Consider the following 20,194-nt stretch of genomic DNA (forward strand, 5'->3'; position numbering starts at 1 on the left):
TGTACAACTTCAGGCAAGGGGGAATGACGGCTACTGCGCTAAAATCCGGTAGGCGCAGCGGCGTGCGCCGGTGAGAATATGTTCATAACGTTCAACCCGTGCCTGTAGCACCTCGCTGAACACGTTCAGTTCCGCCCGACAGAACGCCTGGCAAACCCGGGCGGCGGTGCAAATCGGGCAATGGTTTTCCACCAATAGAAACGTTCCGTCTTGCTGTTCACTCCATTCGGCCATATAGCCTTCATGGCAGCGAATGTTTGCCAGCCGCGCAACGCGTTCGCGTAGATCGGTGGCACCCATCATTGCCTGCTGGTAGCTGAGGCGGGTTTCCTGCTCGCGGCTGTCGATCAGTAATTCTATCGCCTGTTCACCCAGCTTGTTGCGCACGGTGCGCAGCAGTTGGGCCGTTAGCTCGGCATGGGCATCGGGAAAATGGGCATTGCCTGCCGGGGTCAGATGCCAGAGTTGCACCGGGCGGCCAACGCCACGGGTTTCGGCTTTGGCCTCAACTAGCCCATCTTTCGCCAGTTTGACGAACTGCTGGCGTGCGGCTTCGCCGGTGGTGCCCAGCACCTTCCCGGCCTCTGAAGCCTGCTGCGGGCCGCAGGTTTTCAACAGCTTTAGCAGACGATCGCTGACCGAATGTGCGGTGCACTCGCCATTTTCCAAGCTAATTCTTGACATATTACCTCACCTCGGGTCTTACTTATTCCAAGATATTACTTGTTAAATTTAACGTAATACTGCAACTAACTCAACGTCATTACTCTCACAACAGGACGATAACTGTGATAACCGATGATAAAAGCCGTTGGAGCGATCTCTTTTCTGGCAAAAATAGCGCTATTGCCATTGCTCTGTCACTGGGCGTCGCGCTGCATGCGATCAATATTCTGGTAGCAAGCACCATCCTACCCTCTGTGGTGCAAGATATCGGTGGCCTGGATCTCTATGCTTGGAATACCACACTATTTGTAGTGACATCAATCTTAGGATCTGTGCTGTCGGCACGTTTACTGCATCGTAACGGGGCGCGTGGTGCTTATCTGGTGGCATCGCTGTTTTTCATTCTGGGCGCCATGCTGTGTGCGCTGGCCCCCTCCATGCCGGTGATGCTGGTTGGCCGCACCGTGCAGGGCTTTGGCGGCGGGCTGATTTTTGCTTTGTCTTACGCGATGGTGAGTCTGGCGTTTGAGCAGCGGCTTTGGCCGCGAGCCATGGCGTTGATCTCCGCGATGTGGGGAATCGCCACGCTGGTGGGGCCTGCCGTCGGGGGGATTTTTGCTGAACTTCACATCTGGCGTTGGGCCTTCGGGATTCTGTTGCCGATTATGGTGCTGTACGCCGCGTTTACTTTCTACATTCTGCCGCCAGGAAAACCACAGCAGCAGGGCGCTCCGTTACCCGTGCTGCAGTTGTTGCTGCTGGCCGCCGCCGTGCTGATCGTGTCGGCGGGTAGCCTGGCGGCCCGCGGCTGGATCAATGTGGGCGGCATTGCTCTGGCTCTGCTGCTGATGGTTTGGCTGATCCGGCGTGAAGGGCATGCCTATGCTCGCCTGTTACCTTATGCTGCGTTGCGCCGGGGTTCTGCAATGGTTTCGCTGTATGCCACCCTATCATTGCTGGTGGTCGGCATGACCAGCGAGATTTTTGTCCCTTACTTTCTGCAAACGTTGCATGGCCAGTCACCGCTGATTTCTGGCTATATTGCGGCCACGATGGCTGCAGGTTGGACATTAGCGGAGGTTCTCAGCTCTGGCTGGCGTGGGGTGGGGATCCGCCGGGCTATCGTCAGCGGCCCAATACTGTTGTTAATCGGGCTGTTAGCGCTGGCGATGCTGATGCCAATACCCTCTGGCGGTGATTGGCAGACGTTAGCGTCGATAGTGGCAGCCTTAACGTTGGTCGGCTTTGGTATCGGCTTCGGCTGGCCGCACCTGCTGACACGTATCCTGCAGGTGGCTCCTCAGGCAGATAAAGGCATCGCTGGTGCTTCCATCACCACGGTGCAGTTATTTGCCACGGCGTTTGGTGCAGCGCTGGCGGGGATGGTGACTAATCTTGCCGGTTTCACTGCGCCAGGCGGGGTTGCCGGTGCGGCTTCTGCGGCCTATTGGCTGTTCCTGTTGTTTGCACTGGCCCCGCTGTTGGCAATTTACACCGCCTGGTGCAGCAACGAGGTGGGGCATGTTGAGCAAATACCTGATACCGGGGCGCGCCAGGAGCAAGCATGATTTATGTTGAGTCACGGGTATAAATGCGCAAACAGATGCAATACTCGTGGCCCTTCCTGCGTTATTCTGTTCCTTCGTTCGAAGGAGAATATGAATGAGTTACCAATCAACGCTCGCAGAGCCACCCATGTTGCGTCTGCGCCCGGCATTGCAGGGGGCGGTGGCGATCTTACCACTCTGCCTGGCGGTCTTGCCTTGGGGGATTCTGGCGGGCTCAATGGCTATCCAAAGCGGCCTGACCGGGGCTGAAGGGCTGGGCATGTCGGCGATAGTTTTTGCCGGTGCCTCACAGTTGGTCGCGATGGGGATGATCAAAAGCGGAGCGGGCTTACTGGCAATTTTAGTTACCACCTTTTTTGTGACCGCGCAGCACTTTCTGTATGGGTTACGCCTGCGTGAATGCATTGCCCCACTGCCATTGCGGTGGCGCATCCTGCTGGCTTTCCTGCTGACCGATGAACTGTTTGCCCTGACCGGTAATCACAGCCCGGCGCGCTTCAACCGTTGGTATGCGCTGGGGGCCGGGCTGGCGTTTTATCTGTGCTGGTTCTTTGCCACGCTGCTGGGAGTGGTTGCCGCCAGCAGCGCCAGCAATCTCGATAGCTACGGGCTGGATTTTTCGATCGCCGCCACCTTTATTGCCATTGTGGTGCCGATGATCCGTAATCTGCCGGTGCTGGCCTGCGTGCTGACGGCGCTGGTGTTGTCGATCGGCCTGCACCATTACCAGGTGCCGGGAGCCTTGATTATCACGACCGTGGCAGCCATGTTGGTCGGGCTGCTGTGCAGCAGGGGGCACAGATGATTTGGCTGACTATTGTGCTGATGGGAGCGATCGTCTTCTTCAACCGCTACTGTTTTTTGGCCCCGAGCCTGCCGGTGCGTTTATCGCAGCGCATGAAAACTTTGCTGAGTTTCTCTGTACCAGCGGTGCTGACGGCGATTTGCGGGCCGATCATAGCCTTTAACGGTGATGAGTGGCGGGCTTTGCCCGAGAACCCTTATCTGTGGGGAGCGGTGTTCGCGGTGGTTCTGGCTTTCTTCCTGCGCAATATGCTGGCGGTGGTGGTGCTGAGCATGCTGATGTTTATACTGTTGCGCAGCTGGTTGTAAAAAACCGGTTGATTGAAGGCACGCTCGACGTTGGCGCGGTGATTCTCTACGACGCGCCCTCCGTGCCAGGTTTAGAGCATCACTTATGGATGCTCGGTGGGGCGCTTGAGCTGACGCTGGAACAGCGGATCTTCAAGCTTGAGCCCGGCGACTGCCTGCGTTACCGTCTGCTTGGCAGTTCAAGATTTTACGCGTCTGGCCCCGAGCCAGCCCATTACACCCTTGTGATCTGCAGGCCATAACCATGATTGAGATACAGCAACTGGATGCTAACGCGGCGCAAATCGCCATCCCTGAACTGGCCGAGATCTTACATGCCAGTGTATTACAGGGGGCCAGTATCGGCTTTGTACAACCTTTTACTATCGAGCAGGCGGCAGATTTCTGGCTGCGCCTGCTCCCGGCGATCGAGCGTGGCGAGCGCCTGCTACTGGTGGCGCGCGAAGCCGGCCGGGTGACGGGCACAGTCCAACTGCTGCTGGATATGCCAGATAATGGTCGCCACCGGGCGGAAATCGTCAAACTGATGGTACACCCGCATGCCCGGCGTAAAGGGATCGCCCGCCAGCTCATGCAGCAGGTTGAGCTGCTGGCAATGGCTCATCAGCGGCAACTGTTAGTGCTGGATACCTTGAGCGGCGATACGGCGGAAGGCATTTACCGTTCACTGGGATACCAACTGGCTGGAATGATCCCGAGCTACGCCCGCGCCAGCAACGGCGCTTCGCTGGATTCAACCAGCTATATGTATAAATTGCTGTGATGCTGACGATTCAGGAGCAGGGAATGAACATTGAGGTGATCAGGGCCGATTACGGCAACCCGCAGCATGCCGAATCGATCGTCGAATTGCTGGATCATTATGCCCGCGATCCGATGGGGGGCGCGGAGCCGTTGAGCGATTATGCCCGCACCCATCTGGTCGCCGAGCTGGCAAAACGGCCGTTTGCCCTCACGTTGCTGGCCTTGGCTGATGGCCAGGCCGCCGGGTTGGCCAACTGTTTTGAGGGTTTTTCCACCTTCAGTTGCCTGCCGTTGCTGAATATCCACGATCTGGCGGTTTCTTCTGCGTTTCGTGGGTTGGGGATCAGCCAGCATTTGCTGGCGGCGATAGAGGCAGAGGCGCGTCAGCGTGGCTGCTGCAAAATCACCCTGGAAGTGCTGGAAGGGAATGCCGTGGCGCAGGCCAGCTATCGTAAATTTGGCTTTGCCGGTTATCAGTTACAGGAAACTACCGGGCGAGCGTTGTTCTGGCAGAAAACATTGTCATGAAAAAGCCGGGCGCAGCAGGGCCCGGCGAAGTCATTCAATAAGCAAATTTATACCCGTTATACTTCAAGTTGCTTGGGTGTTGGCTGCGCACCATCGCCCCAGTCACATAGTTGACTATGCTCCTGGGGTCTCCGTTGCTGGCCGCCTACAAGCAACTCGAATTATTTTGGGTATACAGTGGTGGTTATCTGACCAATTAAAACTGGTAGGTTAAAGCCACGGCAACCACGTTGTCCGTTTTCAACCCCAGCTTATTATCACTGTTGAGCCGATTGATTTTATAATCGACATAGGTAGACATATTTTTGTTGAAGTAATAATAGGTTCCGATATCAAAATATTTCACCAGATCGGTATCGCCGATATTTTCAATGTCTTTAGCTTTGGACTGCACGTAAGCCAGTGATGGGCGCAGGCCAAAGTCAAATTGATATTGGGCAACCAACTCCACATTCTGGGTTTTATTGGCAAAACCGCTGACTTTGCTGGCCGCATTATTAATGGTTGCAGTGCCTGAAATAGGCGTCAGGTTATGGGTTTCGGCATAGTTGGCCGCCAGATAAACGCTGTTGGCATCGTATTTCAGGCCGGTGGCCCAGATTTCAGCCTTATCGCCCTTGCCGTAGTTGCTCAATTTCTGGTCTTTGGTTCGATTGGAAGCCGCATAGGCGGCGGCAAAAGTCAGGCCATCAATGATTTCATAGCTGGAAGAGAGGCCGAAACCATCGCCATTGGCTTTGCTGAGGTTGTCGCTGCGATCGTTCTCGTTTTTACCCTGATATTGCAGAGCAAACTTCAGGCCATCGACCAGGCCAAAGAAGTTGGTGTTACGGTAGGTCGCTAGGCCTGTGGCACGGCCGGTCATAAAGTTGTCGGTCTTGATAAAGGAGTCTGCACCAAACTCTGGTAGCACGTCGGTGAATGCTCCAACATCATAAATGACACCGTAATTACGGCCATAATCAAATGAGCCAACGTCTTTCATTTTTAAACCGGCAAAACCGAGACGGGTTCTGGTATCTCTGGTACCGTCGGCTTCACTGTGGTTGGCTGCGATCTGATATTCCCACTGGCCATAGCCGGTCAGCAGATCGTTAACCTGTGTTGCACCTTTGAACCCGATACGGGCGTAGGTTTTATCACCATCACTCGCGTTATCATCAGAAAAATAATGCAGTGCCTTTACGCGGCCATAAAAATCAAGCTTATTACCGTCTTTATTGTAGATTTCTGCCGCCTGTGCAGTTTGAGCAATTAAAAGTGCCGGAATAATAACGGCAAGAAGATTAGGCTTCATGGTTTTCCCTGCTTTATACGATTGAAAGACGCTTATCATCAGTTTTATTACTGCTTGAATGTATTGCCTGAATTTTCGCAACGCAGAATTTTTACCGCAGTTGTGTGATGTATTTATGACAGATTATTGATATCTGTGTGGCAGGGGAAAAATAGCGTTATTGTCTGCACCACTCGGCAGTGGTGCAGTGTGTTATCACGGCAGTGGGTTAAAGCTGTTTTAACAGTGCCTCGGCGGTGGCATCTGAAGAGGCTGGGTTTTGCCCGGTGATCAACAGGCCATCCACCACGACGTGGCTCTGCCAGTTTTCGGCACGGCTGTAGTGGCCACCGTTCCCTTTGAGCATCTCTTCCACCAGGAAAGGCACGACCTGCGTCAGCTGTACGGCTTCTTCTTCGCTATTGCTGAAGCCCGTGACCTGTTTTCCCATCACCAGGGGGGTACCCGCAGCATTCTTGGTATGACGCAGGACCGCAGGCGCGTGGCATACCGCCGCAACCGGCTTGCCCTGTGCCTGGAATTGCTCTATCAGCGCGATAGAGTGGGTATCTTCTGCCAAATCCCACAGCGGGCCATGGCCGCCTGGGTAAAACAGAGCATCAAAGTCATCGGCGTTAACATCCTGCAGCTTCAGGGTATTGGCCAGCGCTTGTTGTGCGCTGGCGTCCTGGGCGAAGCGCTGGGTTGATGCTGTCTGCGCATCTGGCTGGCTGCTTTTCGGATCAAGAGGTGGCTGGCCCCCTTTTGGCGATGCCAGAGTGATATCTGCACCCGCATCGCGGAAAACATAATAAGGCGAAGCAAATTCTTCCAGCCAAAAACCGGTTTTTTCACCCGTGTTACCCAGCTTATCGTGAGAGGTCAGTACCATCAGGATTTTCATTATTTATCTCCGTTGAATGCGATAGTGCGTGAAGCAGCGAACTGGATATCAGCTTAGAAGACTGACTATAATTCTAAAAATGAAAAGTGTTTATCTCAGGTATTCAAAAAATGAATATTGCTAATAAAGACCTCAACCTGCTGCTGTTCTTCCATGTGTTATATCAGGAACGTAACGCCTCGCAGGCGGCGGTGCGGATGTCGCTGAGTCAGCCTGCAATGAGTCATAAGCTTAGCAAGTTACGCCATGATTTTGGCGATCCTCTGTTTGTCAGAGCGCCACGGGGCCTTGCCCCCACGCCACGCGCCCATCAGCTGGCGCCTCAGGTGCAAAAGTTGGTTGAAGATATAGAGACGTTTTACGATCAATGTGAAGGACGTGATTTTCTTGCCCGGGCTGAGCGGATCCATATCTATACGACCGACTATATGGAGCAGATCCTCCTGCCGGGGTTGTTGCCAATCTTGCGGCAGGAGGCCCCCAATCTGGTGCTGATAACCCATAACACGCGTGGCATGCTGCCGCGTGAAGAGCTTGAAAAAGGAACCTGCGATCTGGCGATTGCCGGTTTTTATGAGCAGCTACCAGAGACTTTCCATCAGCAGCGTTTGCTGAGCGAGGATTTTGTGGTGCTGGCCGCGGCAGACCACCCTCTGCTGCTACAGGGGCTGGATCTGAATGGCTATCTGGCTTGCGAGCATGTGCTTACCACATTGACCGGCGATCTGAACGGGTTGGTTGATCGCGATCTTCAACGCCAGGGGCTGGCGCGCAAAGTCGTTGCAGGGTTATCCAGTTTTCTTGCACCAAGCCGCCTCATCCGAGGCAGTGATTTATTACTTACCTGTTTGCGCTCGGTGGGTGAAGAGGCGGTTGCCCGCGATCCTGAACTGCGCCTTTACCCGTTGCCTTTGGCGCTGCCGCGTATCGATGTGATGCAGATCTGGCATGAGCGAACACATAGCGATCGGCTACGCCGCTGGCTGCGTTTAAAAATTCATCAGCATGCTCAGGCCGTAGCTGGAGGCCATACTATGCTTGATACAGCGCATGATTGAATGCGGTTCTCACATCGTTGTTGGCAGGGGAGATATGACAGAACTCAGGCTCATTTTAGGCGATCAGCTCAATCCCGAGCACTCCTGGTTCAGGCAGCAGTCAGATCACGTTGTTTATGTGATGCTTGAGCTGCAGCAGGAAACGCGATACGTCCGCCATCATGCGCAGAAGATTATTGCCATCTTTGCTGCTATGCGCGAATTTGCCCGTCAGTTGCGTGAGCAAGGCCACCGGGTGCGCTATGTCCAGCTTGACGATCCTTCGAATCGCGGGTCGCTGACGGATAACCTTGATGCGCTCATTGCCTATTACCAGGCGGTAACATTCAGTTGGCAACTCCCCGATGAATGGCGTTTGGACGAGCAGCTAAAACGCTGGTCTGCAACCTGCGCGATAAAGACCATCACCGTGGACAGCGAGCACTTCTTTTGTGAGCGCCATGAGGTATCAGCGTTTTTTGGCCAGCGTAAATCTTGGCGCATGGAACATTTTTATCGCGAGATGCGCCGCCGCGAACGGGTGCTGATGCGCCCGGACGCTACGCCAGAGGGGGGAGAATGGAACTACGACGCCGAAAATCGCAAACCATGGAAAGGCCACCCTGCGCCGCCGGACGATCATCGGCCGATGCACAACCATACTGCACTCTGGCATACCCTCACCGCGCTTGAGGTGCCGAGTTTCGGTGAGGCGCATGCCGGTGATTTCCGCTGGCCATTGGATCGAAAAGAGGCATTGGGGGGGCTGGAACGCTTTGTCCGCGATGATCTTCGCCACTTTGGCGATTGGCAGGATGCAATGCACACGGACTCCTGGCATCTGTTTCATTCCCTGATCTCCTTTGCACTGAATACTAAAATGCTCTCTCCACGGGAAGTGGTTGCCAACGTGCAGGCGGCTTGGCAACGCGGCGAGGTGCCCCTGGCCTGTGCAGAGGGGTTTATCCGGCAGGTGTTAGGCTGGCGTGAGTATGTGAGAGGCGTCTATTGGGCAAAAATGCCCGGCTATCGCGATAACAATTTCTTCCACCACCAGCGCCCGCTTCCTGACTGGTTCTGGAACGGCAACACGAAAATGAACTGCATGGCACAGGTTATCGGGCAGTCGCTGGATCATGCCTATGCGCACCATATCCAGCGGCTGATGATCGTCGGGAATTTTGCATTACTTGCCGGGCTTGCGCCTGCGCAGGTTCACGAATGGTATTTAGGCATTTATATCGATGCCTTTGAATGGGTTGAATTACCCAATACGCTTGGGATGAGCCAGTTTACCGATGGTGGTTTGCTGGCGAGTAAACCCTATGTTTCCAGCGCAGCCTACATTAATAAGATGGGCAATTACTGCTCACAGTGTAAATATAACCCACGAGAGCGCACCGGGGAAAATGCCTGCCCATTCAATGCGCTTTACTGGCATTTTTTTATTCAGCATCAGTCGGCGTTGGGGCACAACCCACGTCTGTCGATGGTCTATCATCAGATTAAAAAATTCTCACCGCAGGAGCATGAAAATATTACCCAGCACGTGAAAAACCTGCTGATAGATATAGAAAAATTATAATCACCTCCCCATCTGGCGTGAGCCTATGCCGATCACAGCGAAACGCGAGACTTATTGCGCGGCACTGCGCATTGTTGGCGCGCCTTGCGTAACTCGGGCTGACGCCGCGGGCAGTCTGTGGGACAATAGCGCCATCATTTCGTTTAGATAAGAGTTGAATGGCGCTCTCCTCCGCAGTTAAAGATCAGATCGGCCAGTGGTACAAAGCCCTGCAACAACAAATTCCGGACTTTATTTCCCGCGCTCCGCAGCGGCAGATGATCGCCGAAGTGGCGAAAACCCTTGCGGGGGATTATGAGCGCCATCTGGCGATCGAAGCCCCGACCGGCGTGGGCAAAACGCTCTCGTACCTGATCCCGGGCATTGCCGTCGGGCGTGCCGAGAGCAAACCGCTGGTGGTCAGCACCGCCAACGTGGCGCTGCAGGATCAGATCTACAGTAAAGATTTGCCGCTGTTGAAGAAGATCATTCCGGATCTGAAATTCACCGGCGCATTTGGCCGTGGGCGCTACGTTTGCCCACGCAATCTGGCGGCAATGAGCACCGACGTGGCCGAGCAGGGCGATCTGATGCTGTATCTGGATGAGAACGAACTGGCACCGTCCAATGGGGAAGAGCAGGCGCTGTGCCAGAAGTTGTCGAAAGCGCTTACGCGCCATGAGTGGGATGGCCTGCGCGATCATTATCAGCTATCGATCGACGATCATCTCTGGGCCAAGCTGAGCACCGACAAGGCCAACTGCCTGGGCCGCAACTGCCATTACATCCGCGAATGCCCGTTCTATATTGCGCGTAAAGAAATCGAGACCGCCGATGTGGTGGTGGCGAACCATGCCCTGGTCATGGCGGCGCTGGAAACCGAATCGGTGTTGCCGAACCCGAAAGAGCTGCTGCTGGTGCTGGACGAAGGCCATCACCTGCCGGAGGTGGCACGGGATGCGCTGGAAATGGAAGGGGAGATCACCGCGCTGTGGAGCAACCTACAGCTCGATATGATCCTGCGCCAGGTAGAGCAATGCATGACGCAGTATCGCCCCAAGAATCCGCCGGGTTTGGCCAACAGTGAACGCCTGAAAAACCACTGCGAAGAAATGCGTGAACTGATCCAGATTTTCGAACATCAGGTCAACGCATACCTACCGCCAGACAGCAGCAATGCCGAGCACCGTTTCGAAATGGGTGAACTGCCTGCCGAGATGGTCGAGATCTGCGCGCGCCTGTTTAAACTCACCGACGGGCTGCGCGGGCTGGCCGAATTTATCCTTAACGATCTCACCGAGCAAACCGGCAAGCACGACATCGTGCGTTTGCATCGGTCAATTATCCAGATGAGCCGCACGCTGGGCTACCTGGAAGCCATGAGCAAGCTGTGGCGGCTGGCGGCGCTGGACAAGTCTTCCAATGCGCCAATCTCCAAGTGGGTGGCGCGTGAGCTGCGCGATAACGTCACCCACCTTTATCTGCACTGCGTGGGCATCCGCGTTAGCGATCAGTTGGAAAAACTGCTGTGGCGCAAGGTGCCGCACGTGGTGATCACCTCTGCGACGTTGCGTTCGCTTAACAGCTTCTCGCGCTTGCAAGAGATGAGTGGGCTAAGCGAGAAAGCGGGGGATCGCTTCGAAACCCTGGATTCACCGTTTAACCACGTTGAGCAGGGCAAGATCGTTATTCCCAAAATGCGTTTTGAACCGGCCATGGCCAATGAGGCCGAGCATCTGGAGGAAATGGCGCGTTTCTTCCGTGGTGAGCAGGCCAGCGGTAAGCACAAAGGGATGCTGATCCTGTTCAGCAGCCACCGGGCAATGCAGACCTTTTTGAGCTATGTGACCGATCTGCGTCTGATGCTGCTGGTGCAGGGCGATCAGCCGCGCTATCGGCTGGTGGAAGAACACCGCAAACGGGTAGAGAAGGGCAGCGCCAGCGTGTTGGTGGGGTTGCAGTCGTTTGCCGAAGGGTTGGATCTGAAAGGGGAACTGCTGACCCAGGTGCATATTCACAAGATCGCTTTCCCGCCGATCGACAGCCCGGTGATCCTGACCGAAGGCGAATGGCTTAAATCGCTGAACCGTTACCCGTTTGAAGTGCAAAGCCTGCCAAGTGCGTCTTTCAATCTGATCCAGCAGGTAGGGCGCTTGATTCGCAGCAACGAATGTCACGGTGAAATCGTGATTTACGATCGCCGCCTGTTGACCAAAAGCTACGGTTCACGTCTGTTGGCAGCGCTGCCGGTGTTCCCGATCGAACAGCGCGAGGTACCTGAAGCCGATAAGGCGCATCTGGCGGCGCTGGCATCTGCCGCCAGCGCGGCAAAAAAAGAGAAAAAGCGCAAGAATCCGTTCGCCCGCCGCCGTGCACGTTAATTAGTGCAGGGGGGGAGGCGGCGTTTTACCGGCGTGGTTTTCACGATTGAGGTGTTGCACTGTGCGCTCTCGGCCAGCTTATCCATTACCTGATCGAGCTGTTCCATCGAGTGTGATACCAGTCGGGCGATAAAGCAGTCTTCACCGGTGACTTTGTCGCACTCAATCACTTCCGGTATCTGTTGCAGCATCAACTCCACTTTTTTCAACATACCGGGTAAGGGCTTGAGGCGCACCAGCGACTGAAAGCTATAACCAAGTGCTTGCAGATTGACGTTCAGCGTATAACCCTGGATCACACCGTTCTCTTCCAGCCGCCGCAGCCGTTCTGAGGTACTGGGGGAAGAAAGACCTGCTTGAGCACTCAACGCTTTCAGCGAAATGCGCGCATCCGCGGCCAGAATGGTCAAAATCTGGCGATCGATATCATCCATAGCTTCTCCATTAGGTAAATTCGATTATTAGCCTGTGATATAAAGGCAGTTAAGCATATTGACCTTTTTTATGCCATGTAAAACTAAACCGGAAAGCTGCAAGCTAATACTCAATTTCTTTGGAGGAGTTGAGGATGAATGCAGAGATAAAACGCGGTTCGCTGGAGATGGTGGCCGCCATGCTGATCTCCGGCAGCATTGGTTGGTTTGTGCTAATGTCTGGCCAGCCAGTCATTAATGTGGTGTTTTGGCGTTGTGTTATCGGCGCACTGGTGTTGCTTGTGGTATGTGCCCTGCTGGGCCAGCTAAAGCGGGATTGTTTAACACGTGCCACCTTGCTGTTGGCGATTGCCGGTGGCGTGGCGCTGGTGGTGAATTGGCTATTGCTGTTTGCTGCTTACTCATATGCCTCTATTTCCATTGCTACTGCGGTGTACAACACCCAGCCCTTTATGCTGGTAGGGCTTGGGGCATTGTTTCTTGGTGAGAAGTTGACGGCACGTAAACTACTTTGGTTGCTGCTGGCCTTTATCGGCATGGTGCTGGTCGTGCTGGCACAACCCAACTTGCCGGGTGGGCAAAAGCACTACCTATGGGGGATTCTGCTATCGCTCGGCGCTGCATTTTTCTATGCGCTGATGGCGTTAGCTGCAAAACACCTGAAGGGAATGCCACCCCACCTGATAGCCTTAATTCAGGCTACGGTGGGGGGAGTGATGCTGTTGCCGTTTTTCGATTTTCACGCACAGGCTAACTCTGCACAATGGGGCATATTGGCTACGCTTGGCATAGCGCATACCGGTTTGATGTATGTGCTCTTGTACGGTGCTATTCAGAAACTACCGACCCACCTGACTGGTTCGTTGTCGTTTATCTATCCCATTGCCGCGGTGGGAGTGGATTGGCTGGCGTTTGACCATCATTTGGCGGTGCTGCAGTTTGCCGGAGCAGCAATGATTCTGCTGGCTGCCGCTGGGATGAATTTGCTCGGTGAGCGGAGTATGCGGCGGCTTAGGCAGGGTAAGTCGTTAGTGTAGTGGCAGAAATAAGTTGCCTGGGTGTTCTGGTAAAAAAATGCGGTCTGATTAATAGTAAGCCTTCGTTTTCCTGCCGCATCATCCGTTCAGGTGAAATATGATTGACGCTTCTACATTGCTGCTCTTTACAGGTGCCTGTCTGGCGCTGACGGTGACCCCAGGCCCGGATATGCTGCTGATTGCTTCCCGCAGCCTTAGCCAGGGGCGGCGCGCCGGTTTTGCTTCGCTGGCGGGGATTCAGGTGGGTACTTATTGTCATGCGCTGGCGGCGGCGTTGGGCCTTTCGCAACTGTTTGTTGTCGTACCGTTGGCCTATGATGCGCTACGTTTATTGGGTGCAGCCTATCTGCTGTATCTGGCAGGGAAAACGCTGCGTGTGGGGAGTAACTTGCAGCTATCTGCCGGTCTACAGACCATTTCAGCCAGGCGGATCTTCCGACAAGGGTTACTGACTAATATCCTAAACCCCAAAATGGCCCTGTTTGTGCTGGCGCTATTTCCGCAGTTTATTGATCCGCGGGCGGGTTCGGTAGTGTTACAGATGCTGGTTCTGGCAACCCTGCTCAATATGATGGGGTTGGTGGTTAACGGTGCGGTAATCCTGATGGTCAGCGGCATGAAAAGCCGCTTTGCAGGCCAGCAATTCTGCGCCCGTTGGCCTCATTATCTGCTGAGTGGCGTCTTTGCCGGGCTGGCCTGCAAGTTGATCTTTGACAGCCGCAAATAGTTGCTGTGCGGTTACGCAGCGTGGATGGCTTTGGTGGCGGAATCTTTACCAGCCGCCGCCGCCGCCGCCCCCTGATCCACCCCCTGACGATCCGCCGCCGGAAGAGCCGGAGCCGCTGTAGCTGGAGCCTGAACTCGAGCTCGAGCTGCTGCTGCTGGGACGATCCATAGAGGATGAGCGGCAGGATTGGCTAAAATGATGCACGTTGTTCCAATCTGCATCGGCGAACACCTCCGACATGGCTCCGCTGGTGCTCAGGTATTGTGCGAAGGTATTTGCCCAGGTTTTACCCACACCGAGCGCCAGCGCATAGGGGAGCATACGTTCAAAGTGGGAAACCAGCTTATCGGGTGGATAGAGTGCCTGATAGCGATACTTCTCTGCCGCGCCAAGATACAGTTTCAGCCCTTGGGCAGTGGCTAAATCATTCAGCCCCCGCTGTGTGTAACGTGGTACCCGCCAAGCAAAGGCCACGCAGAGCAGAATCGCGACCAGCAGAGCGCCAACGTACCCAGCGGGAAATTGCGTCAAAGGCAGCATGCCAAACATGAAAACACCGCTGAAAAAGGTGGTAAAAGCGCCAAATATCAGCGAGAGAAGCAGAGGAATAGCTCCCCAGGTATTCAATATTGTTCTCGGGCTAAATAAGAATTTCAGCGGTAAAGAAAGTGACGTAATACCGAATAACAGGAACAATAAGGCTGGAATAGTCACTATTGCAGCACCGGCGTTAAATAATGTGCCGCAGATAACGGGGATCAGCAACATGAGGTATATGCCGCGCCGTAGAGGCTTCGCCCATTTACTGAATAACAATTCCTGCTGGTTTTCACAGCGTTGCTCTAACCATTTACGGGCGTTCTGCATTGGCCTTTGGTAGGCCTTGCTGAGATTAATGTTCTTACGATTACTGACAAACAGGGTGCTCAGCAATTTTTTGTCATTAGCATTTAGCGGCTTGCCATTCCCACTAGGCTGTAGCGATAACCACTGCTCTTCCACCTTGCGGCCTTTGGCAAACCACACCCCTTCCGGTTGACTCTGTTTTACCGTCATAGCCACCGCGCGTTTAGCCACGAGATCCAGCAGATCGCTACTGAAAGCAACGTCATCGTACTTTCGCCGAGTAATATAGCGCAGATAACCCGGTGACATCTCTGCTGGAAGCGCGAACAGAGGCACGATAGGCGGCATTTTCAGCCCGATAGCAGTAACATTTTTACGCCACCAAAGCAGGTAATAGCCAATAATCAGAAACAGGGGGATCCATAATGCACCGGTTTTCACCGTCGGCAGCAACAAATGCGCCAACGGTGAAGCGGCTTCCGGTGCGGGGGCGCTGGCAAGAATGCTGCGTGGCCAGGTATAAACAACGGTCAACCCAGCACCTTGTTCCAATGGTTGTATGGTCTGCACGCTGCCATCGGGTAAAATCTTGGCATTTTGCTCTTTGGCACCTTGCAGACCGGTATAGATATCAATGGATCGTAACCGGGTGTCTTTGCCTGCGCCATTCAGAAATGCGCCCGCTTCGGGCAATTCCAGATGAAAACTAGCGTGATCAATCGCATAGGCCCAGTCGTTGCCGGTCACATTCCAGTAAAGTTCATCCCAGTCTGGGAAGCGGCTAAAGTGGTTACGAATTTGGTATTGGATCTCATAATGGTAAATGCCGGGTGCCAAGATGTGTTCTGCGCTGCCAATACGAACGGTGAGCGTTTTGCCTTCTTTAACCACGCTGAAAGGTTCGGCGACGCCATCGCGCAATACGTTCTTGATCTGATAGTCGACGCTGAAAATTTTACCGTCTTGCCGGTTCCAGCTTAATGGCAGCGTACGGAAAATCCCCCGGCGTATTTGTTGGCCCAAGGACAATACCTTGATGCTTTCGCTCACCGCCATGCTGCCGTCCGTCTCAAAACGCGCCCGGGTATCGAACGATAAAATGTGCTCATCGGCACGAACGCGGTGAGAGGGCACCGCTGCTTTGCTCTTACTCTCGCTCGCCGCGGCGGCGGCGGGTATGCTGATGGCAATATCATTATCATCGGGTACTGCTGAGATGACGGCCGTGCTGCTGGCAAGATCATCGGTTGTCGCCTGAACGGCTCCCGTCGCCAGTAACAAAAACAGCCAGAAAATGGTGAGTATTCTGCCAGACCAACTTGCCATGCTGTCACTCCATCCGTGGTAACTTGGCATCTTCAGGATCCTCAAGCTCAAAAAACGCGTCCACGTTAAAGTTAAACAAACGGGCCAGTAATAAGCTTGGGAAAGACTCCACCAGAATATTGAAATCGCGCACCGTGCTGTTGAAATAACGGCGTGCCATCTGCAACTGTTCTTCTATTTCTGCAAGAGATTGTTGCAGGGAGAGGAAGTTCTCGTTGGCCTTCAGCTCTGGATAGGCCTCGGCCAGGGCAAAAATACGCCCCAAAGTGCCTGAATATCGCCGCTCGCTTTCAGCAACCTGCTGAGTATTACCCACCAGATTGTTGCGCTGGCGAGTGATTTCCTCCAGTAACTCTTTTTCATGTTGAGCGTAGCGTTTGACCAGACTGAGCAGGTTCGGTGCCAGATCGTGGCGGCGTTTGAGCTGTACTGCGATACCGCTCCAGGCTTCGTCTTTAAAACGGCGCAGAGAGATAAAGCGGTTATAGGTAACGATTGCCCAGATAAGCACTGCAGCAATCACGGCTAAACCGATATAAATTTCCATTTTTCCATCCGTATTGGCAGAAGAGACATAATTCCTTTCAATATATGCGGATATTATCCTATTCGGGTGTCTGCGGTAAATCGTGATACATATGTGAAACTCCCCTGATAACAAGGATGCGGCTCGACATGTACCAACCTACCTCATTTCGTGAAAATGACCTTGATAGCCAATTAGCCTTAGTGCGGGCCAACCCGCTGGGGCTGCTGATCAGCCACAGTTCGCAGGGCTTGCTGGCAGATCCTGTCCCCTTTCTTGTCGACGTCGATCGGCAACAACAGGTGATATTGAGAGCCCATGTGGCACGCGCTAACCCCCATTGGCAACTGTTGCAAAGGGGGCAGGAGTGCCTGGTGGTGTTTCAGGGTGCGGAGGGGTACATCTCGCCAAGCTGGTATGAAAGCAAACGCCAGCACGGCAAGGTGGTGCCAACCTGGAATTATGCCACAGTGCAGATGTGGGGTGTGCCCACGGTGATGGAAGATCCGCTCTGGCTGCGCCAGCAATTGGCTGGGATAACAGGATTAAACGAGAATCAACAGCCGCAGCCCTGGAGCCTTGATGATGCCCCAGCCAACTATATTGCCAGCCAGATGAAGGGCATTGTTGGCATTGAAATTGTCGTCACGCGCCGGGAAGGTAAATGGAAAATGAGCCAGAACCGCAGTGCAGAAGATGTAAACGGAGTAATTGCCGGGCTACGGACAGGCGATAGTGCACAACAGCAGTTGGCCGATGAAGTTGAGCGGCGTCGTGGATAAGATATGCTATAACAAAATGAACCAGCGGAACTGAACCATGGATTACAGCAAAATTATCAAAGAAATAGGTCGTGGTAAGAATCATGCGCGCGATCTGGATCAGGAAACCGCGTTTCAGCTTTATCAGGCGATGTTGGCGGGTGAGGTCCCTGAGCTTGAGCTGGGGGGCATACTGATTGCCATGCGTATTAAAGGAGAGGCCGAGGCGGAAATGCTCGGCTTCTATCGGGCGATGCAGCAGCAGGTGATGCGCCTGCAAACCCCACAGGGGCGCCCGATGCCGGTGGTGCTGCCAAGTTACAACGGAGCACGCAAGCAGGCTAATCTGACGCCGCTGCTGGCGTTGTTGCTGGCTCGGGTAGGATTACCGGTCGTGGTACATGGCGTACTGAATGACAGCACGCGGGTGACCAGTGCGGAAATCTTCCGTGCGCTCGGTGTGCCTTGGTCTGAAGATCCTTTTCATGCACAGCAGCGATTGGAAAACGGTCAGCCCGTTTTTATCCCGATATCTGCGTTTTCCCCGCCAATGGCCGCCCAGCTTGATCTGCGCTGGAAAATGGGCGTGCGTAACAGTGCCCACACGCTGGCCAAGTTGGCTACGCCGTTTGCTGATGAAGATGTGCTGCGTATCGCCAGCGTTTCGCACCCGGAATACGTTGCGCGTGTGGCATCGTTTTTCCGCCAAATTGGTGCGCGTGGCCTGCTGATGCACGGTACGGAAGGGGAAGCCTATGCCAATCCGCAGCGATGCCCGCAGATTTATTACATCGCCAGCGGTGAGCAGCAAGTTTTATTGCAACGGCCAGAGCAGGATATGCCGGTTGCACTGCCCGCAGCAAAGGATGCTGAAACTACCGCGCGCTGGACTGAACGCTGTTTAGCGGGTCAGGAGGCCATTCCTGAGCCCATCTTACGGCAGATTGCCTGTTGTCTGCTGGCAACCGGTGTGGTGGCTACTCTGGAGCAGGGGTTGGCCCGTCTGCGCTGAGAACTCGCCTTTTGCCTTGCCTAAAAACGGTAAGCCCTAGCGATTAATGTCGAAGCATGGCGTTCAGCGATCGAAATCTGGGATGTTTTGGTGGAGTTGCACTGTTTATCAACAAGAAAACTTTAAAAACGCAGGTGTATAACTTTACAAAAGTGGATTACACTCAAAAGGCACTTTGGGGGAGTGGGTGATATCTGCCTGATGAACCTCGAAATACATCCATTTGGTGCGAGACACTACTCCTGCTTCAGTGAGTTCACGGTTGTAAATCAGGGTTCGCAGACTAATATATCTAAACTATAGGATAAGCTGCTCTGAACTGGCTTGCGTCGTAATGTAATACATATTTTGGGCTATAAAACACGTTGTTAGCATGAGCTATTTGCATGCATTGCATAGAATGCGAAGTCTACTCTTTATAGGTATGGATGATGAGCAAATATGATGATGTTCAGCAGTTCAAAAAGAAAATCAATATGAAAGATATTGATTATAAAGAATTTCCTAAGGAAGATAGTTCATTGGCTCTGCACCGCTGGCCTATTGTTGAGCAAGTGGCAGAAGAGGGGAATGGTACGTTTTCCAGCATTGAACGCAGCATGCAACCAACCCCCGTGAGTGCCAATGAGTTTTCCCAGCTCTCATCCTCAAGTTCGCATCAGCCCGCGCAACCCAGGGTTGCTACAACCCAGAATCAATCATTGCCAGGGCAAGCTTCCCACGATTTTAGACATAGGATCCCACCTGTTTCTGTGCCAGATCGGGATGAACAGCTTGCCGCGCCTTTGGCTGTTACGCTGCCACCAACACCTGTCCAGGCGCAGGATACTCAGCGTTTTAAAAAAATGTTCAGCAAGAAAGCCTCTTCTGGAGAAGCTGGTAATGTTGGCCGTAATGCATTACTTAAACCACTTTTAGAGATCATTGCCTCATGCCGTTAGTCTGTGTTTGTTCTCCCAAGGGAGGGGTAGGAAAAACTACAGTTGCTGCTAATTTGGCTTATGCTTTGGCCCGCAGCGGCAGTAAAGTTTTAGTGGTGGACTTCGATACGCAAAATGCGTTGCGCCTTCATTTTGGTGTGCCTATTGCCGATAATCGTGGCTTTGTTGCTCAATCAGGAACGCTATCGGATTGGAGCCAGTTTATCCTCAAAGTCGGGCCTAATCTGTTTGTTTTACCCTGTGGCGAAGTGACTGAAGACGAACGACTTCAGTTTGAAGATAACCTGATGAATGAACCTATGTTCATTCAACGTGGCCTCAGTGCAGTGCTTAAAATTCCGGATATGGTGGTGATTGCCGACATGCCCCCTGGCCGTAACGCGGCGCTGAAAGCCATGGAGTCCGTGGCGGATATGCGTATCGTTGTCTTGCTGGCCGATACGGCCTCTCTAAGCCTGCTGCCGCTTGTCGAGCAGCATAAGTTTATGAATAAACCGCGTAGCCATAGTATTGGTGAGTACTATGTGGTGAATCAGAGTGATATGAGGCGCACTTTGAGCCGCGACGTGACGCATTTTTTTGAGCAGCGCTTGCGGGATAAATTGTTGGGTACGATTCATCGCGATGAATGCGTGCCCGAGGCAAACGCATCGCAGCGGGCGATCATGGACATCAGCCCCGTTTCGGCTGCCGCATTTGATGTCGATCATATAAGTAAAAAAGTAGCGGTTATTTTAGGGCTAAGCGTGGGCGATGGTGCATATCATCATACTGCGTCTATTTATAGTTCTTAATTAGGGCGG

At 53.6% G+C, this 20,194-nt stretch carries 20 protein-coding genes; 14 read left to right on the forward strand and 6 right to left on the reverse strand.

The features are described from left to right. Positions 1–30: 30 nt before the first annotated feature. Entirely contained in the window at positions 31–684 is a 654-nt protein-coding gene (locus BMI79_RS05420; RefSeq protein ID WP_076941113.1) for a helix-turn-helix transcriptional regulator, read from the reverse strand. 104 nt (positions 685–788) lie between these two features. Here BMI79_RS05420 and BMI79_RS05425 point away from each other — a divergent pair, with 104 nt between their 5' ends. The 5 genes from BMI79_RS05425 (at position 789) to BMI79_RS05450 (ending at position 4,619) form a co-directional block, all read left to right on the forward strand. After that, a complete protein-coding gene (locus BMI79_RS05425; RefSeq protein WP_076941116.1) occupies positions 789–2,234 on the forward strand; it encodes an MFS transporter in 1,446 nt (481 codons plus the stop codon). Positions 2,235–2,328: 94 nt separating this feature from the next. Then, positions 2,329–3,039, forward strand: coding sequence for an AzlC family ABC transporter permease (locus tag BMI79_RS05430; RefSeq protein WP_076941117.1), 711 nt, complete (start codon positions 2,329–2,331; stop codon positions 3,037–3,039). Beyond that, positions 3,036–3,347 (forward strand): AzlD domain-containing protein, encoded by a 312-nt coding sequence (locus BMI79_RS05435; RefSeq protein ID WP_076941118.1) that lies wholly within the window; start codon positions 3,036–3,038, stop codon positions 3,345–3,347. Before BMI79_RS05430 ends, BMI79_RS05435 begins: the two co-directional genes overlap by 4 nt. Before the next feature lie 244 nt (positions 3,348–3,591). Continuing rightward, positions 3,592–4,110, forward strand: a complete 519-nt coding sequence (locus tag BMI79_RS05445; protein ID WP_076941119.1) for a GNAT family N-acetyltransferase — start codon at positions 3,592–3,594, stop codon at positions 4,108–4,110. Between the two features lie 23 nt (positions 4,111–4,133). Beyond that, positions 4,134–4,619, forward strand: coding sequence for a GNAT family N-acetyltransferase (locus BMI79_RS05450; RefSeq protein WP_076941120.1), 486 nt, complete (start codon positions 4,134–4,136; stop codon positions 4,617–4,619). A 196-nt stretch (positions 4,620–4,815) separates the two neighbouring features. On the opposite strand, the gene ompC is transcribed toward BMI79_RS05450, so the two are convergent. Both ompC and BMI79_RS05460 read right to left on the reverse strand, forming a co-directional pair. After that, the gene (gene ompC, locus BMI79_RS05455; protein ID WP_076941121.1) at positions 4,816–5,916 is read right to left on the reverse strand and encodes a porin OmpC; all 1,101 of its coding nucleotides are present in this window, start codon (positions 5,914–5,916) and stop codon (positions 4,816–4,818) included. Between the two features lie 208 nt (positions 5,917–6,124). Next, on the reverse strand, positions 6,125–6,799 hold the full coding sequence (locus tag BMI79_RS05460) for a type 1 glutamine amidotransferase domain-containing protein (RefSeq protein ID WP_076941122.1): 675 nt from the start codon (positions 6,797–6,799) through the stop codon (positions 6,125–6,127). Between the two features lie 110 nt (positions 6,800–6,909). Here BMI79_RS05460 and BMI79_RS05465 point away from each other — a divergent pair, with 110 nt between their 5' ends. The 3 genes from BMI79_RS05465 to dinG all read left to right on the forward strand — a co-directional run bounded on the left by BMI79_RS05465 (position 6,910) and on the right by dinG (position 11,781). Then, positions 6,910–7,857 carry a LysR substrate-binding domain-containing protein gene (locus tag BMI79_RS05465; protein WP_076941123.1) on the forward strand — a complete coding sequence of 316 codons (948 nt, stop codon included), beginning with the start codon at positions 6,910–6,912 and terminating at the stop codon, positions 7,855–7,857. A gap of 34 nt (positions 7,858–7,891) precedes the next feature. Then, the gene (locus tag BMI79_RS05470) at positions 7,892–9,421 is read left to right on the forward strand and encodes a cryptochrome/photolyase family protein (RefSeq protein ID WP_076941124.1); all 1,530 of its coding nucleotides are present in this window, start codon (positions 7,892–7,894) and stop codon (positions 9,419–9,421) included. Positions 9,422–9,579: 158 nt separating this feature from the next. Continuing rightward, complete coding sequence (dinG, locus tag BMI79_RS05475) at positions 9,580–11,781, forward strand: ATP-dependent DNA helicase DinG (RefSeq protein ID WP_076941125.1); 2,202 nt, start codon at positions 9,580–9,582, stop codon at positions 11,779–11,781. On the opposite strand, the gene BMI79_RS05480 is transcribed toward dinG, so the two are convergent. Further along, positions 11,778–12,215 carry an Lrp/AsnC family transcriptional regulator gene (locus tag BMI79_RS05480; RefSeq protein ID WP_076941126.1) on the reverse strand — a complete coding sequence of 146 codons (438 nt, stop codon included), beginning with the start codon at positions 12,213–12,215 and terminating at the stop codon, positions 11,778–11,780. The genes dinG and BMI79_RS05480 overlap by 4 nt on opposite strands. A gap of 134 nt (positions 12,216–12,349) precedes the next feature. Between BMI79_RS05480 and BMI79_RS05485 the strand changes: the two genes are divergently transcribed. Further along, entirely contained in the window at positions 12,350–13,252 is a 903-nt protein-coding gene (locus BMI79_RS05485) for a DMT family transporter (protein WP_076941127.1), read from the forward strand. Between the two features lie 97 nt (positions 13,253–13,349). Beyond that, positions 13,350–13,979: a LysE family translocator gene (locus tag BMI79_RS05490; protein ID WP_076941128.1), complete on the forward strand. Its 630-nt coding sequence runs from the start codon at positions 13,350–13,352 to the stop codon at positions 13,977–13,979. Between the two features lie 45 nt (positions 13,980–14,024). Here BMI79_RS05490 and BMI79_RS05495 read toward each other — a convergent pair whose 3' ends face one another. Continuing rightward, a complete protein-coding gene (locus BMI79_RS05495) occupies positions 14,025–16,151 on the reverse strand; it encodes a DUF2207 domain-containing protein (protein WP_076941129.1) in 2,127 nt (708 codons plus the stop codon). 4 nt (positions 16,152–16,155) lie between these two features. Next, on the reverse strand, positions 16,156–16,698 hold the full coding sequence (locus BMI79_RS05500; RefSeq protein ID WP_076941130.1) for a LemA family protein: 543 nt from the start codon (positions 16,696–16,698) through the stop codon (positions 16,156–16,158). 128 nt (positions 16,699–16,826) lie between these two features. Between BMI79_RS05500 and BMI79_RS05505 the strand changes: the two genes are divergently transcribed. From BMI79_RS05505 to bcsQ, 4 genes are all read left to right on the forward strand, one after another. Next, on the forward strand, positions 16,827–17,459 hold the full coding sequence (locus tag BMI79_RS05505; protein ID WP_076941131.1) for an FMN-binding negative transcriptional regulator: 633 nt from the start codon (positions 16,827–16,829) through the stop codon (positions 17,457–17,459). Between the two features lie 37 nt (positions 17,460–17,496). Then, positions 17,497–18,450 (forward strand): DNA-binding protein YbiB, encoded by a 954-nt coding sequence (ybiB, locus tag BMI79_RS05510; RefSeq protein WP_076941132.1) that lies wholly within the window; start codon positions 17,497–17,499, stop codon positions 18,448–18,450. A 431-nt stretch (positions 18,451–18,881) separates the two neighbouring features. Further along, positions 18,882–19,391, forward strand: a complete 510-nt coding sequence (gene bcsO / locus BMI79_RS05515; RefSeq protein ID WP_076941133.1) for a cellulose biosynthesis protein BcsO — start codon at positions 18,882–18,884, stop codon at positions 19,389–19,391. Beyond that, a complete protein-coding gene (bcsQ, locus tag BMI79_RS05520; protein ID WP_076941134.1) occupies positions 19,382–20,185 on the forward strand; it encodes a cellulose biosynthesis protein BcsQ in 804 nt (267 codons plus the stop codon). The genes bcsO and bcsQ overlap by 10 nt, the downstream gene beginning before the upstream one ends. The last annotated feature ends 9 nt before the right edge of the window (positions 20,186–20,194 follow it).

Origin of the sequence: Serratia oryzae, from assembly GCF_001976145.1 — a bacterium.
GTDB classification, from domain to species: Bacteria; Pseudomonadota; Gammaproteobacteria; order Enterobacterales; family Enterobacteriaceae; genus Chania; species Chania oryzae.